Origin of the sequence: Mesorhizobium ventifaucium (assembly GCF_935822925.1) — a bacterium.
Taxonomy (GTDB): Bacteria; Pseudomonadota; Alphaproteobacteria; order Rhizobiales; family Rhizobiaceae; genus Mesorhizobium; species Mesorhizobium ventifaucium.
The window spans coordinates 503,779-519,901 of the sequence record NZ_CAKXZS010000011.1 but is presented as its reverse complement, the minus strand read 5'-3'; the positions used below and the strand labels follow the sequence as shown (position 1 = coordinate 519,901).

The following is a 16,123-nucleotide window of genomic DNA, read 5'->3' as shown; positions in this document are numbered from 1 at the left end:
GGACCCCTCCCGGCCGCTTCGCGGCCACCCTCCCCTCAAGGGGGAGGGGAACGTCGAGCTTAGAACGCTTCCGCCGGCAGCGCCATTAGCGTGTCCGCGCCGCTGGAGATGCGGGCGAGGTGCGCCGACGTCTCCGGCATGATCCGCTCGATGAAGAAGCGCGCCGTCACCAGCTTACTGTCATAGAAGGCCGAAGAACCATTGGCGCCATTCGCCAATCTCGCCCCGGCTGCCTTGGCCATCTGCGCCCACATATAGCCCAGCGCCACCAGGCCGAAGAGATGCATGTAGTCGGTCGAGGCGGCGCCGGCGTTGTCGGGCTTGGCCATGCCGTTCTGCATCAGCCACATCGTCGCCGCCTGCAGATCGTTGAGGCCCTTCTTCAGCGCCTTGGTGAAGGGCGCCATCTTCTCGTCAGTGCGGTTCTCCTCGCAGAATTCGCCGACCTCCTTGAAGAAGGCCTGCACGGCGCGGCCGCCATTCAACGCCAGCTTGCGGCCGACCAGGTCAAGCGCCTGGATGCCGTTGGCACCCTCGTAGATCATGGCGATGCGGGCATCGCGCACGAACTGGCTCATGCCGTGCTCTTCGATATAGCCGTGCCCGCCGAACACTTGCTGCGCCATCACCGCGTGGTCGAAACCCTTGTCGGTGAGCACGCCCTTGACCACCGGCGTCATCAGGCCGGTGTAGTCGTAGGCGGCCTGGCGGTCGTTGTCGTCGCTGGCGCGGTGGGCGATGTCCGACTTGATCGCCGTCCACAGCGCCAGCGCGCGACCGGCCTCGTTGAAGGCCTTCATGGTCATCAGGCTGCGGCGGATGTCGGGGTGGACGATGATCGGGTCGGCCTTCTTGTCCGGCGCCTTCGGCCCAGACAGCGAGCGTCCCTGCAGGCGATCCTTGGCATAGGACACAGCGTTCTGGTAGGCGACCTCCGACAGAGAAAGCCCCTGCAGACCGACGCCAAGCCTCGCTTCATTCATCATCGTGAACATGGCTTTCAGCCCGCCATTCGTCTCGCCAAGCAGCGTGCCTTGTGCCTCGTCATAATTCATGACGCAGGTCGAATTGCCATGGATGCCCATCTTCTCCTCAATCGAGCCGCAGGAGACGGTGTTCTTCTCGCCAGGATGGCCTGATGCATCGAGCTTGAGCTTCGGCACGATGAACAGCGAAATGCCCTTCACGCCTTCCGGCGCGCCCTCGATGCGGGCCAGCACCAGGTGGACGATGTTGTCCGACATGTCGTGCTCGCCGGCCGATATGAATATCTTCTGGCCTGAAATCCTGTAGGTGCCGTCGCCGTTGGGAACCGCCTTGGTGCGCAGCAGGCCGAGATCGGTGCCGCAATGCGGCTCGGTCAGGTTCATGGTCCCGGTCCAGACGCCCTCGACCAGCTTCGGCAACCAGATCGCCTTCTGCTCCTCGGTGCCATGGGTAATGATCGCCGCGATCGCGCCTTGTGTCAGGCCAGGGTACATCATCAGCGACATGTTGGCCGAAATCATATATTCGGAAACAGCGGTATGCACCGCGTAAGGCAGGCCCTGGCCGCCAAATTCGACGGGTGCGGCCAGCCCCATCCAGCCGCCTTCGCGGTATTGGTCGAAGGCCTCCTTGAAGCCTTTCGGCGTTGTCACCGAACCGTCGCCATGGCGCATGCAGCCTTCCATGTCGCCGACGCGGTTCAGCGGCTGCATGACATTTTCAGCGAGCTTGGCGCCCTCGGCGAGGATGGCCTCGACCACGTCCGGCGTCGCGTCGGAAAATCCGGGAAGATTGGAATAGCGCTGGTAGCCCAGCACTTCGTTCAGCACAAACAGCGTGTCCTGGACCGGCGCCCTGTAGATCGGCATGCGTTTCCTCCACCATGCGGCCTTGACGCCCGAATCCCCCAATGTGAAGTCAGGGGCATGCGGACCAATGTTCAGGTCGGAATAGCAAAAGTTGACGTTTGCGTAAACGTCAATTTTTTGATGCGACCAATTTTCCCCGCCGGTCGCTCATAAGCGTAACGGCGCTGGCCGTAGCCCGTCCGGACAGATTGAAAAATATTCGTCCCTACGCAGCCGCAAGACAGCGGAAAGAGCCCCGCAGGCAAGGCCCACGCGGCTCTCTCCCAGAAGGCCGTTCACCGGAAGCCGGCGAAGAATTATCTGGCGACGCTGGCCTGCGGCGCCGAGCGTTCGGTCAGCATCTGACGCACCGCCGCCATCGAGTTGCTCAACTCGTTGATGGCATCGTCGATCAGCGCCCGCTGCTTCTGCAGACGGGCAAGCTGCTTCTCCGACTTGTCGAGCGTCAGCCGCAACTGCTTGGTGTTGGAACCGGTGGGGTCGTAGAGGTCCATCATCTGCTTGACGTCGCGCAGCGAGAATCCGACCTTGCGGCCGAGCAGGATCAGCTTCAGCCGCGCCTTGTCGCGGCGCGTGTAGAGACGGGTCGAGCCGTCGCGCTGCGGATTGAGAAGGCCCTTGTCCTCGTAGAAACGCAGCGTACGCAGCGTTACTCCGTATTTCTTGGCCATCTCGCCGATGCGGACAAGATCCCCGCCGGCTTTATCAGACATGTCATTGGTATTGGCCGCGGCTTCGCCGGGCGAAACAAATTTCATGGTCACTGGCTTTCCCCATCTGGCGGCGCCGCGGTCCCGGACCGGGCGTCGCCTGAGTGGAAGCGGGGGCGTGCTTCCACTCGTGGTTTCAACAAACAATCGCAAACGGCACAGCCTTTTGCACCCTTACGTTTACGTCAATTCTATACCGATAGCCGCCTCACGAAGCAAGGGCCTTGTGCGGGACGAATTTTTTGCCGCATCCGCCAGCGCATGGCCCGGCGGCGCTTCAGGCGCCCGTCAACAACGTTGCAACTTCTTAAGCTTGGTTAACGCGTTGTTTACCACGTTGGGCGAAATGTGCGCATGTCGGTTACCCGTGTTTATCCTGTAGCGAATTTTTTCACGGTTTTTCGGAGCGGGGTGAAACCCGGGAAGCTGGTCTTCCACCGCAGCAAAGCAGCGCGGCCGCCTTCGTTTCCGGCAGGACTTTGGGAAAACTGGTCATAAAGCCAGCAGTGAAACTGAACGGGCGCATCGATGAACAGCAAGCGGTCCTATCTCGATACACTCAACGCCGGCCGGCAGCGCAGGCCGTACACCACGCTTGAGCAGCTCAACCGTTCTCTGGAAACGCTGGAGCAGCGGCTGGAGCGGACGCGCGAAGACTTGAGCGAACGTCCCGATCCGCGCCGGCCGGGCGCGGAGCCGCGCTATGCCAGCGCCCGGCCCTATGAGGATCCGCGCCCCGGGCAGCCGCCGAAAAGCCCGGAGCCGGCTGCCTTTGACCAGAATTACCAGGCGATCGCCCGCGACATCGACCGTGTGCGCGGCCAGGAAGACGGCGTCGCCGCGGTCGGCAAGATCGCCGGCGAATTGCGCGGCCTGCGCGAGGAACTGCGCCACCAGATGACCGCCGGCCTGCAGCGCGAATTCGAAGCGCTGCGCAAGGACATCGAGCAGGCTTTCCAAGCAAGCACCCAGCCGGGTGGCCTATCGGCGGGAGGCAAAGGCAGCGCCGAACTCGGCGTCGAGTTCGAGCGGCTTTCCGGCGCCATCCAGTCCCTGGCCGAAAAGAGCGACGACAGAAGCGTCAACATGCTCCGGCTCGATCTGGAGCAGGTCAAGGCCGCGCTCGACACGTTGGCGCGCGAGGAGAGCGTGCAGGCGGTCGGCCGCCGCTGGGACGAGTTCGACCGCCGCTGGACCGCGTTCGAGGATCGTGTCGATGCCGATCAGCGACAGCGGTCGGACGCACCCGGGCTTTCGATGCTGACCGAACGGCTTGAACAGATCAGCAATGCCGTCAACAACCTGCCGGAATCGCTGTCGCTGCGCTCGCTCGAAGAGAAGGTCCGCACGCTTGCCAGCGCAGTCGATCATTTCGCCCGCCAGCAGGACAATCTCGGCAGCAGCACATTCGCAATGATCGACGAGCGGCTGGACGAGATTTCCCGCGCCATCGTCGCCTCGACCGTCGCCGCGCAGGCCAATTCATTCGACCCCGAAGCATTCGAGCGTATCGAGAAGCGGATCGCCTCGCTTGCCGAACAGATCGAGGAAGTGACGCAAGTCCACCCCAGCGGCGAGGTCATCGACCGCCTCAACATGCTGTCGAGCCGGGTCGACGATCTTGCCAACCGGGCCAATTTGCCTGAGCAGGCGCTGGAGCGTCTCGACAAGCAGATCGCGCTTATTGCCGACAAGATCGACCGGGCGCCTGCCATGCCGGACGCAGACTATATCTTCCAGGGGCTGGAACAGCGTTTCGACGTGCTGTCCGGTATGATGGAGCGCCGCCAGGGCGACGCGATCGAACAGGGCAACATGCTGTTTCGCGATCTCGAGCGCCGTCTGGACGAGGTCGCCGACAGGCTGGACCAGCGCATGCCGCAGCAGATCGACGGGGCCGGCATCATGGACGCCATCGACGCCCGCTTCAGCGCGCTGGCCAAGCGCATGGAAGCGCGTGTTCCCGATTCCGCAGGCGAAGCGGCGATCCGTGGCCTGGAAAGCCGGCTCGAAGACATTTCAAGCCGGCTGGATTCATCGGCGGCGCAGGTCGCCGGCATCGACCCGGCCCTGATCCGCAGCCTGGAAGCGCAGGTCGCAGGCCTGTCGGCACACCTTTCGAAACCCGAAACGCCACTGCCGGACTTCGAGGACATCAGCCCGCGTCTCGACGAAATCGAGAGGTCGCTGGCCGGCACCCGTGATTCCATCCTCAGCGCGGCGCGCGAGGCAGCCGAGAGCGCCGTCCGCTCGCTGGCCGACTCCAATGCCAACACGGCGGCCGTTTCTGGCCTCGCCCAGGATCTGAAGACGCTCGAAGCACTGACGCGCCGTTCCGACGAGCGCAATTCGAGGACCTTCGAAGCCATCCACGACACGCTGCTCAAGATCGTCGACCGGCTGGGCTCACTGGAAACCGGCGAGCCGACCGACGCTGTGAGCGAACTTCTGAATACGCAACCGGCCGAGCCGGACAGCTGGCGCGGCGTGCGATCGTCAAAGATGGCCGTACGTGACGCGCCGTCCATGGACATCGACCAGCCATTGCCGCTGACGGAAGACATGGCCGACCTCGACAGCCATGTCTCTGCCATGATGAGCAATGAGCAAGGTTCGCGTAGCGAACCGGGTACGCGTAGCGACCCGGGCACGCGTACGCCGGCCGAAGCCGCCGCGGCCGCGGCCATGGCGGCGCTTGGCTCGGGCACGGCGGAAAAAAGCCAGCCGACCGGCGGCCGGAAGTCGATGCTCGGCGGACTGGCGCGCGCCTTCAAGGCTAAGAAGGAGACGATCGTTCCACCGCTTGCCGGCTCCGCGCCTGATGTCGAGATACCGATTGCCGATCTCGACGAGCCGCTGGACCCGAAGGTTGCCAACCGGCCGCTGGAGCCCGGCTCCGGCCCACCTGACCTCAACGCCATCATGAAGCGCGTGCGCGACGAACGCGGCCCGCCCGTCAGGGCCGGCAATGCCGATGCATCGAAATCCGACTTCATCGCCGCTGCCAGGCGCGCGGCGCAGGCGGCCGCTGCCGAGGCCGACGCTCTCAAGCGGCAATCGACGATGAGGGGGCCGGTAAAGGCGCTCAGGATCGGCGATCTGCTCAAGGCACGACGCAAGCCGATTCTGATGGCGGCCGCCGCGGTCATGCTGGCGCTCGCCGGCCTGCAATTAGGCAAGGCCTTTGTCTCCGACCCGGTCGAAATGGCCAGCAACGATGCGGCGCCGATGGCTGCCGCGCAGCCAGCGGAAACCGCATCGATCGGTACCGTCAATGAGCCGAAGACGAACGCACAAACTGCAGCACAGGCCGTCCGGCAGGCAGAGCCGTCCGAATCGGTAGCCGAGGATGACATGCCGGCGCAGGCCGGCATCGTCACGCCGTCATATGGCGAAATATCGTCGGATGCCGAAACGCCGATGGATTCAGGGTCCGCGGCCGAGCCTGTTCCTGCGCCAAGGGCTTCAACGACGTCGCCCGATCCGGCGGCAGCGAATGTGACAGCGTCGGCAACTGCGGGCCCAACGGCTGCGGACGCCGAGCCAATTACCACGGCGCCGGCCGCCACGCCCGCAACCCGGGACATGACCGGCACGGTCACGCCCGCGGATACTTCGACAGCGGCGGCCACTGACAAGATCGACATTCCAGCCGATGCCGGCCCGGCTGCCTTGCGTGACGCAGCGGCCGGAGGCGACGCCAAGGCACTGTTCGAGATCGGCTCGCGCTATGCCGAATCGCGCGGCGTCAAGCAAGACATGGCAGCGGCGGCCAAATGGTACGAGAAATCAGCCGAACTCGGCTTCGCACCGGCGGAATACCGCATCGGCAACTTATACGAGAAGGGCACCGGCGTCGAGCGCGACGTCAAGAAGGCGAAGACCTGGTACCAACTCGCCGCCGAGCAGGGCAACGCCAGCGCCATGCACAATCTCGCCGTGCTCTTCGCCATGGCTGCGGACGGCGTGACCGACAATGAATCGGCCGCGCACTGGTTCCAGGAGGCCGCCGAGCTCGGCGTCAAGGACAGCCAGTTCAATCTCGGCATCCTGGCGGCGAAGGGCGTCGGCATGAAGCAGAACCTCGAAGAGTCCTACAAATGGTTCGCGCTCGTCGCCAAGACCGGCGACAAGGATGCGGCGGCAAAGCGCGACGAGATCGCCAAGGCGCTCAGGCCCGAGCAGCTCGAACGCGCACGCGCCGCCACGGAACTGTGGAAGGCAAAGCCGCTCGATCCTGCGGCCAATTCGGCCGATATTCCCGAATCGTGGCAGGACGGCACGCCGCAGACGACCGCCAGCGTCGATATGAAGAAGGTCGTTCAGAACATCCAGCGCATTCTCAACAAGAACGGCTATGCGGCCGGCAATGACGACGGCGTGATGGGCCAGAAAACCAAGGATGCCATCATGGCTTTCCAGACCGACAACGCCCTGAAGCCGACCGGCGCGGTCGACGAAAAGCTGGTCAAGGCGCTGCTCGCGCGCAAATAACGTCAGATGCGTCGTTTCCGCGACGCCTTTGCCACACATTTGCCTGTTAACTGATTGAGTTGTTTTTTGTTTCGGCGACGCGGCGAGGTTTGACTTGGTCGCCCGGCCGGCGCAAGAACGAGATAGGCTTTTTGGCGCGAATGCCCGCAACGGTTGCATTCGCCGACGGGCAAACTGATCGAGACTGACGGGTGGGCATCTATCTCCCGATCGCGGAAATTTCCGTCAACATCTTCGTGCTGCTGGCCATGGGCGCGGCGGTGGGTTTCCTTTCGGGCATGTTTGGAGTGGGCGGCGGCTTTCTTATCACGCCGCTGCTGATCTTCTACAACATACCGCCGGCGATCGCGGTCGCCACCGGCGCCAACCAGGTCATCGCCTCCTCCTTCTCCGGCGCATTGTCGCACGTGAAGCGCGGCACGCTCGACTTCAAGCTCGGCGGTGTGCTTTTGGCCGGCGGCATCGTCGGCTCGACCGGCGGCATCTTTGTCTTTGGTTTTCTGCGCCGGCTCGGCCAGCTCGACCTGTTCATCTCGCTGCTCTATGTCGTGCTGCTCGGCACCGTCGGCGGGCTGATGCTGGTCGAGAGCGTCAATGCGCTGCGCGCCACCCGCAGCGGCGCGGCGCCGGTGCTGAAGAAATCCGGCCAGCACAACTGGATCCACCGCTTGCCGCTGAAAATGCGGTTCAGGGCCTCGAAGCTTTTCGTCAGCGTCATCCCGGTGCTCGGCCTCGGCGCCGGCATCGGCTTCCTGTCGTCGATCATGGGCGTCGGCGGCGGCTTCATCATGGTGCCGGCGCTGATCTATCTCTTGAAAGTGCCGACCAACGTCGTCATCGGCACCTCGCTATTCCAGATCATCTTCACCTCGGCCTACACCACGCTGGTCCATGCCACCACCAACCAGACGGTCGACGTCATGCTCGCCTTCCTGTTGATGGCGGGCGGCGTCGCCGGCGCGCAATACGGCGCCAAGGCCGGCCAAAGGCTGCGCGGCGAGCAGCTCAGGGCGCTGCTCGCACTGCTGGTGCTGGCGGTTGCCTTCCGGCTCGCCATCGATCTGTTCGTGACACCGCCCAGCCTGTATTCCCTGTCCGGCGTGGACCCGACCTGATGGCGCGCTTTGAGCCGTTCCTGGCCGCTGCTTTGCTGTCGCTGTTCGCCGCCTCGTCACCGGCAAGAGCGCAAACGCCGGCTACCGAAAACATCCAGATCGGCCTGTCCACCGACTATGTCTCAATCACCGCCGGGTTTTCCGGTGCCGACCTTACCATCTTCGGCTCATTGGAAAATGCCGACCCGCGTGTCGCCCGCCAAGGGCGCTACGACATCGTCGTCGTGCTTGAGGGTCCGGCCCGGAAGGTCGTCGTGCGCCGCAAGGATAGGGTGGTCGGCATCTGGATCAATCTGGAGTCCGAGACGTTCAAGAATGTGCCGGTGTCCTATTCGGTGGCGACGACGCGGCCGCTGCAGGACGTCACCGACCCCAACAGCTACAAGCAACTGTCGCTCGGCGCCGCCAACATCTACATGCAGCCGGCCGACGATGACGACAGTCCGGCGACCATCCAGGAATTCACCGCGGCGCTGCGCGAGCGCAAGACGGCGACCGGCCTCTACAGCGTGAATGTCGGCGGCGTGCAGTTCCTGTCGCAGAACCTGTTCCGCGCCACCGTCAGGCTCGCCCCCAATGTTCCGGTCGGCACCCACAAGGCACGCGCGTTCCTGTTCAAGAGCGGCCTGTTCATCAAGGAAAGCTCCGCCCAGCTCGAAATCCGCAAATCCGGTTTCGAACAGTCGATCTTCCGCGTCGCCCACGATTATTCTTTCCTGTACGGCGTCTTCGCGGTGTCGTTGGCCATGCTGACAGGCTGGCTCGGAAGGCTCGTCTTCCGGAAGGATTAAACTCTCTTCAAAAGGCAGTTCCCCTTTTTACGCCCGTGGGTTAGACCGCGACCCCGGGCCGAACACCGGCTGTCGCTCCCCAAATCAAAAATACAGGACTTTGCGATGCGACCAGCATTCGGCGGTATCGACTTCGGCACTTCGAATTCCACCGTCGGCGTGATCAGGAACTGGCGGCCGCGATTGGTGGCGCTGGAAGACGGCGAGGTGACGCTGCCGAGCGCAGTGTTCTTCAATTTCGAGGACAACCGCACCTATTTCGGGCGCCGCGCAATCGCCAATTATACCGACGGTATCGAAGGTCGCCTGATGCGCTCGCTGAAGAGCGTACTCGGCGGTACGATGGTCCATGAAAAGACGCGCATCAAAGCCCGATCGATCGCCTTCACCGAGATCATCGGTCTGTTCGTAGGTCACCTCAAGGGAAGGCTGGAAGAGGATGCCGGCGAAGTGGTCGCGAGCGTGGTGCTCGGTCGTCCCGTGCAGTTCGTCGACGACGATGCCGAGGCCGACGCCAAGGCCGAAGGTGAACTCGAAAACGCGGCCCGCACCCAAGGCTTCAAGCATATCGCCTTCCAGTTCGAGCCGATCGCGGCGGCGCTCGACTACGAGCAAAAGGTGACGCGCGAAGAACTGGCGCTGATCGTCGACATGGGCGGCGGCACGTGCGACTTCTCGGTCGTGCGGGTCTCCCCGCAGCGCGCCCGCTCCCTCGATCGCAAGGACGACATCCTGGCCAGCCGAGGCATCCACATTGGCGGCACCGACTTCGACCGGCTGTTGAGCATCGCCCATGTGATGCCGCAACTTGGCTACCTCTCGCCGACCAAGGACGGCAAGCGCAACTTGCCGGCCAGCTACTTCATCGACCTGGCGACATGGCAGCGCATCAATCTGGTCTACACCGCCCGCGCAATGACGCATCTGCGCCAGATCCGCTACGAGGCGGAACGCGCCGACCTGGTCGACCGTTTCATTCACATCGTCGAGCATCGATACGGGCACGCGCTGGCGGCTTTGGTCGAGAGCGCCAAAATCGCGCTGACGGAGCAATCGTCCGCCGAGGTGATGGTGGCGCTGACGGGAGCGAAGTTTGCGACCGAAATTACGCGCGCCGGGCTCGACGACACGATCGCCAGGGATATCGAACGGGTGGCCGCGACGGTTGGTGAGACGATCCGCGACGCGCAGGTGAAACCGTCCGCCATAACCGCGGTGTTCCTGACCGGCGGATCGACCGCCATCCCGCTGGCAAGGCAGCAGATATTGGCTTTGGTGCCGCAGGCGTCGGTCATCGAAGGTGACATGTTCGGCTCGGTCGGGCTTGGTCTGGCGCTCGATGCGCAGCGGAAATTCGGTTGACCCGGCTTACCGGCGGGCGGTCTCGCCGGCCTTCGCGCCGAGATGTGCCTTGAGAGCCATCTGGGCCAGGCTTGCCTGCCGGTCACGATGCGTGATCATGGCGAAATCGCGCTTCGGCAGATCGATCGACACGGGCCGCAAGCTGCCTTCGGCAACCGCGCGTTCGACGACGAGCTCCGAAATGATGGTGGCGCCGGCGCCGGCCTCGACCGCCTGACGGACCGCCTCGTTGCTCGGCAGCACCAGGAATATCCGCAGGTCCGCGAACGAGATCCCTTCGCGGCGGGCAAGATCTTCCAGCACCTCGCGCGTGCCTGATCCGCCTTCCCTGATGATCCAGCGGAGCTCCCTGATATCGGGATGCCCGCGCGAGACTTCGGCGATCTCGGGATGCGAATGCGCCACGACCAGCATCAGGCGATCCACATCGACCTTGGCGCGCCGCAATATGTCGGATTCAGTGCGGCCCTCGACCAGGCCAAAATCAGCCGTACCGTCCAGTACAGTGGTCTCAACCTGCCTGGTGTTGCCGATGGTCACGCTCAGCCTGACCGCGGGATAGGCCTCGTGGAAGGAGGCCAGCCGGCGCGGCAGCCAGTAGCTGGCGATGGTTTGGCTGGCGGCGATGGAAAGGCTGCCGGTGATCGTCTGCGAGACGTGCTCCAGCACGTCGTGGGCGGCAGCCGCCCGTTCGAGCACGGCCTTGGCCTCGGGCAGAAACCTGCGCCCGGTCTGCGCCAGCTCGATGTTGCGACCGACCCGGTTGAACAGCTGGACGCCATGCTGCTGCTCGAGCGAGCGGATGGCGGCCGAGGCGGCCGACTGGGAAATGCCCAGCAGTTCGGCCGCCTTGGTCATGTGGCCCCGTTCGGCGACGGCAACGAATATCCGCAGTTGGTCCAGGGTCATGAGAGTATTAAGAAACAAATTCGATTGGAATTACAAGAGCAACTTGTTAGACGGATCGATGGCTTTGTTCTAATTTTCCGGGCGGAGTTGGAAAAAAAATCGCGGCTAACCTGCAAGGGGTAGAAAAGTGATCGGGCGGTTCAAATCCTTGTTTGCCCATTAGACCGCGGTCTGCGGCGTCGGCTTGCCGGCAACCGCTATCATCCGGAAGAACACTACATGCGCGGCCCCGGGCCGAAGACGAGAGCCAAATTCGTAGACCGCAAAAGCGCCGGATCATGAACCACGGACCGTTGCGCGGCGCCAATTCCGCACCGTCCCAACGGTCGCTTGCCGACACGCGCGCGCCCGACGAGGGTGATGGCGTCGATACGTCGCCTGATGTCTCCGACAGCATCGCCAAGACCACCTGCTACATGTGCGCCTGCCGCTGCGGTATCGACGTCCACATCAAGGACGGCAAGGTCCGCTACATCAACGGCAACAAGGACCATCCGGTCAATCGCGGCGTGCTGTGCGGCAAAGGCAGCGCCGGCATCATGCAGCACTACAGTCCGGCCCGGCTGAAGAAACCATTGCTGCGCACAGGTCCGCGCGGCTCGGGAGAGTTTCGCGAGATCGCGTGGGAGGAAGCATTTTCCATCGCGACGGAACGGCTTTCAAGGATACGCCGCACCGACCCGAAGAAACTCGCCTTCTTCACCGGGCGCGATCAGTCGCAATCGTTGACCGGCTGGTGGGCGAGCCAGTTCGGCACGCCGAATTTCGCCGCCCATGGCGGCTTCTGCTCGGTCAACATGGCGGCCGGCGGGCTTTATACGATCGGCGGCTCGTTCTGGGAGTTCGGCGAGCCCGACTGGGACAACACCAAGTACTTCATGCTGTTCGGCGTCGCCGAAGACCATGATTCTAATCCGATCAAGATCGGCCTCGGCAAGCTCAAGGCGCGCGGCGCCAAGGTGGTCTCGATCAATCCGTGCCGCACCGGCTACAACGCCATTGCCGATGACTGGATCGGCATCCGACCCGGCACCGACGGCCTATTCGTGTTTGCCCTCATCCACGAACTGCTGAAGGCCGGCCGCGTCGATCTCGATTATCTGCTGCGCTACACCAACGCCCATGTCCTCGTCATCCAGGAGCCGGGTGCAGCCGATGACGGACTGTTCGCGCGCGACAGTGGCGGCAATCCGCTGGCCTGGGACAGGCTGGCTAAAGTCTCCGTCAGCGCCACTGATAATGGTACAAAGCCGGCGCTGACCGGCAACTTCGAGGTCGATGGCCGCCGCTGCGTTCCGGTCTTCCAGCTCGTTGCCGACCGCTATCTGCGGGAGAGCTATTCTCCCGATGCGGTCGCCGAACGCTGTGGCATTGCCGCCGACACCATCCGCCGGATTGCCGCCGAACTGGCGCATGTCGCTTTCGAACAGGCGATCGAACTGCCGGTGGCGTGGACCGACTGGGCCGGCCGCCGGCACGAGACGATCAAGGGCCGGCCGGTGTCGATGCACGCAATGCGCGGCATCTCGGCCCATTCGAACGGTTTTCACACCTGCCGTGCCATCCACCTGCTCCAAGTACTCCTGGGTACGGTGGACGTGCCCGGCGGATTTCGCTTCAAGCCGCCCTATCCGCGGTCGGCGCCGCCGGGGCCGACGCCGGCGGGCAAGGACGTCAGGCCGATGACGCCGCTCGAAGCCATGCCGCTTGGATTCGTCTGTGGGCCGGACGATCTGCTGGTCGACGACGCCGGCACGCCGATCCGTATCGACAAGGCCTATTCCTGGGATGCGCCGCTGGCAGCACACGGGCTCATGCACACGGTCATCCGTAACGCCTGGGCCGGCGATCCCTACAGGATCGATACGCTGTTCATGTATATGTCCAACATGGCCTGGAACTCGTCGATGAACACCGTCGAGACGATGGCGATGCTCACCGATATGGATGCGTCGGGCGAGTACAAGATCCCGTTCATCATCTATTCCGACGCCTATTATTCCGAGACCGTGCCGTTCGCCGATCTCGTGCTTCCGGACACCACCTATCTCGAGCGTCATGACTGCATCAGCCTGCTCGACCGGCCGATCAGCCATGCCGATGGACCGGGCGACGCCATCCGTCATCCGGTCGTCGAGCCGGATCGCGACGTCAGGCCGTTCCAGACGGTGCTGATAGAGCTCGGCGCGCGGCTCCGCCTGCCCGGCTTCGTCGACGACGACGGCTCGGCCAAATACCGCGACTATGCCGATTACATCGTCAATCATGAGCGCACGCCGGGCGTCGGCCCGCTCGCCGGCTGGCGCGGCAAGGACGGAACTTCGATCGGCAGGGGCGAGGCCAATCCCGACCAGCTTCAGCGCTACATCGACAATGGCGGCTTCTGGCATCACGATTTTGCGGGCGACCAGCGCTATTACAAGATGGCCAACCGCTCCTATCTCGAGTTTGCCGAGTATATGGGCTTCATCCCGAAGGCCGAGCCAATCGTGTTCCAGCTCTATTCCGAGCCAATGCAGCGGTTTCGCCTCGCGGCGCGCGGCCATGGGCGGGTGCTGCCGCCGGAGGCGGAGCGCAGCCGCATCGAGACCTATATGGACCCATTGCCGTTCTGGTACGCTCCCTTCGAGGAGGCGGCTGTCGACCTCGAGAAATACAAGCTGCATGCGCTGACGCAGCGGCCGATGCACATGTATCATTCCTGGGGCTCGCAAAACGCCTGGCTCAGGCAGATCACCAGCCAGAACCGGCTGTTCGTGCATAACCGGACGGCCGCCGGCCTCGGGCTTGTCGATGACGACTGGGTGTGGATCGAGAGCATCAACGGCAAGGTCAAGGGACAGATCAAGCTGGTCGACGGCGTCAACGTGGACACGGTATGGACCTGGAACGCGATCGGCAAGCGGCGCGGCAGCTGGGGGCTAAAGGACGACGCGGCCGAATCCAACCGCGGCTTCCTGCTCAACCATATCATCGGCGACCAGACCTCCGCCGATGCCAATGGCAGGCGCTATTCGAATTCCGATCCGGTCACCGGCCAGGCGGCATGGTTCGATTTGCGCGTCCGCATCGTCAAATGCGCGGCTGGAGAAGCCGGCTTCACCGAGCCGCAGTTCGAGCGCTTCCGGCAGCCGCCGCACTTCGAACCCTCGCCCGACAAGCTCAATTTCGGCGCCGAGTTCCGTCGGGCAAGAGAAGCTGCCGAATGACCTGCCTTCCCGCCCATACCGACAAAAAACTCGGACTGGTCATCGACCTCGACACCTGCGTCGGCTGCCAGGCCTGCGTTACCGCCTGCAAGGAATGGAACACCGGCGGTCACATGGCGCCGCTGACCGACATCGATCCCTATGGCGGCGATGTCGACGGGGTCTGGTTCAACCGCGTGCACAGCTATGAGCACATGACGGAGATGGGTGGGCGCACGGTCAATTTCCCACGCTCCTGCCTGCATTGCGAAACACCGGCCTGCGTCACTGTTTGCCCGACCGGCGCCTCCTACAAGCGGGCCTCGGACGGCATCGTGCTGGTCGACGAAGACAAGTGCATCGGCTGCAAATTATGCAGCTGGGCCTGCCCCTATGGCGCGCGTGAGTTCGATACCGATGTCGGCGTGATGAAGAAGTGCACGCTGTGCGTCGACCGCATCTACAACGACAATCTGGCCGAAGAAGACCGCGTGCCGGCCTGCGTCGCCGCTTGCCCGACCAGCGCGCGGCATTTCGGCGACCTCGGCGATCCAGCGTCGGCGATCTCGCAGCTGGTGGCCGAGCGCGGCGGTGTCGACCTGATGCCCGAACTCGGCTATCAGCCAACCAACAAATATTTGCCGCCGCGCGCCCAGACGCCGCGCGCCGCATCGGTCCCGGCACCGGCGCTCGAACCAGTGCGAGCCGAAGGCGGTTTCCTTGGCTGGGTCGACCGCATGCTTTCGCATTGATCAGCATCCATGCATCCAGCCTTCTCCGTCGTCTTCTTCACCACCGCCACGGGCGCCGGTTACGGCCTGCTCGCGCTGCTCGGCGTGCTGGCCGGACAAGGATTTGTCCCGCCTGACTTCTGGTTCGGCCTCGTCGGCATGGGGCTGGCGCTCGGCCTGATCTCGGCCGGCCTGTTGTCGTCGGCAGGCCATCTCGGCCGACCAGAACGCGCCTGGAGAGCATTCTCGCAATGGCGCAGCTCGTGGCTGTCGCGCGAAGGCGTTGCGTCAGTCGCGACCTTCGTGCCGGCGGGATTGTTCGCCGTCGGCTGGGTGTTCCTCGGCCGCACAAACGGCTGGGTGGCCGTCGCCGGGCTGCTGGCTGCCGTCGGCGCGATCGCCACCGTCTGCACCACCGGCATGATCTACGCCTCGCTGAAGCCGATCGCCCAGTGGCACAGCCGCTTCACCTTGCCCGGCTATCTCATCTTTTCGGCGATGAGCGGCAGCGTGATTTTGAACGCGCTGCTGCAGGGCTTTGCCGTTGGCTCGAAGACTATGGTGGCGTTCTCGCTGCTCCTCACCTTTTTCGGCTGGGGCTGGAAGCTGGCAACCTGGCGATACAATGACAGGCTGGAAATCCCGACCAACGCCAACACCGCGACCGGACTTGCCGGCGGTACGGTGCGGTCGCTGGAATGGCCGCACACCGAAGAAAACTACCTGCTCAAGGAGATGGGCTTTCGCATCGCGCGCAAGCACAAGGCGCGGCTGCGCCAGATCACGCAAGTGCTGGCCTTCGCTCTGCCCGTCTCGCTGCTGATTGCCGCGCTCGCCTTGCCATGGCCCTATGCGGCGGTGCTCTCGGCATTCGCCACAATCGCCCAATTCGCCGGCATGCTGGTCGAACGCTGGCTGTTCTTCGCCGAAGCGAAACACACCGTCACCCTCTACTACGGCAGGTAGA

10 protein-coding genes are annotated in these 16,123 nt (G+C 63.7%); 7 read left to right on the top strand and 3 right to left on the bottom strand.

Going from position 1 to position 16,123, the window contains the following annotated elements; genetic code table 11:
• Positions 1-59: 59 nt before the first annotated feature.
• Both NMG70_RS10670 and NMG70_RS10665 read right to left on the bottom strand, forming a co-directional pair.
• On the bottom strand, positions 60-1,856 hold the full coding sequence (locus tag NMG70_RS10670) for an acyl-CoA dehydrogenase (protein WP_254024437.1): 1,797 nt from the start codon (positions 1,854-1,856) through the stop codon (positions 60-62).
• 296 nt (positions 1,857-2,152) lie between these two features.
• On the bottom strand, positions 2,153-2,614 hold the full coding sequence (locus NMG70_RS10665) for a MerR family transcriptional regulator (protein WP_254024531.1): 462 nt from the start codon (positions 2,612-2,614) through the stop codon (positions 2,153-2,155).
• Positions 2,615-3,094: 480 nt separating this feature from the next.
• Here NMG70_RS10665 and NMG70_RS10660 point away from each other — a divergent pair, with 480 nt between their 5' ends.
• The 4 genes from NMG70_RS10660 (at position 3,095) to NMG70_RS10645 (ending at position 10,328) form a co-directional block, all read left to right on the top strand.
• A complete protein-coding gene (locus NMG70_RS10660) occupies positions 3,095-7,060 on the top strand; it encodes a peptidoglycan-binding protein (RefSeq protein ID WP_254024436.1) in 3,966 nt (1,321 codons plus the stop codon).
• A 191-nt stretch (positions 7,061-7,251) separates the two neighbouring features.
• A complete protein-coding gene (locus tag NMG70_RS10655) occupies positions 7,252-8,175 on the top strand; it encodes a sulfite exporter TauE/SafE family protein (protein WP_077377364.1) in 924 nt (307 codons plus the stop codon).
• Positions 8,175-8,966 (top strand): TIGR02186 family protein, encoded by a 792-nt coding sequence (locus NMG70_RS10650; RefSeq protein WP_254024435.1) that lies wholly within the window; start codon positions 8,175-8,177, stop codon positions 8,964-8,966. The genes NMG70_RS10655 and NMG70_RS10650 overlap by 1 nt, the downstream gene beginning before the upstream one ends.
• Before the next feature lie 105 nt (positions 8,967-9,071).
• Positions 9,072-10,328: an Hsp70 family protein gene (locus NMG70_RS10645; protein WP_254024434.1), complete on the top strand. Its 1,257-nt coding sequence runs from the start codon at positions 9,072-9,074 to the stop codon at positions 10,326-10,328.
• Positions 10,329-10,334: 6 nt separating this feature from the next.
• Here the strand turns inward: NMG70_RS10645 and NMG70_RS10640 are convergent, their stop codons facing one another.
• A complete protein-coding gene (locus NMG70_RS10640; protein WP_254024433.1) occupies positions 10,335-11,237 on the bottom strand; it encodes a LysR substrate-binding domain-containing protein in 903 nt (300 codons plus the stop codon).
• 278 nt (positions 11,238-11,515) lie between these two features.
• Here NMG70_RS10640 and NMG70_RS10635 point away from each other — a divergent pair, with 278 nt between their 5' ends.
• From NMG70_RS10635 to NMG70_RS10625, 3 genes are read left to right on the top strand one after another with little or no spacing between them, the layout of a single operon-like run.
• Positions 11,516-14,446, top strand: coding sequence for a molybdopterin oxidoreductase family protein (locus tag NMG70_RS10635; protein WP_254024432.1), 2,931 nt, complete (start codon positions 11,516-11,518; stop codon positions 14,444-14,446).
• Positions 14,443-15,177, top strand: coding sequence for a 4Fe-4S dicluster domain-containing protein (locus NMG70_RS10630; RefSeq protein WP_254024431.1), 735 nt, complete (start codon positions 14,443-14,445; stop codon positions 15,175-15,177). The genes NMG70_RS10635 and NMG70_RS10630 overlap by 4 nt, the downstream gene beginning before the upstream one ends.
• 9 nt (positions 15,178-15,186) lie before the next feature.
• Positions 15,187-16,122 (top strand): dimethyl sulfoxide reductase anchor subunit family protein, encoded by a 936-nt coding sequence (locus tag NMG70_RS10625; protein ID WP_254024430.1) that lies wholly within the window; start codon positions 15,187-15,189, stop codon positions 16,120-16,122.
• The last annotated feature ends 1 nt before the right edge of the window (position 16,123 follow it).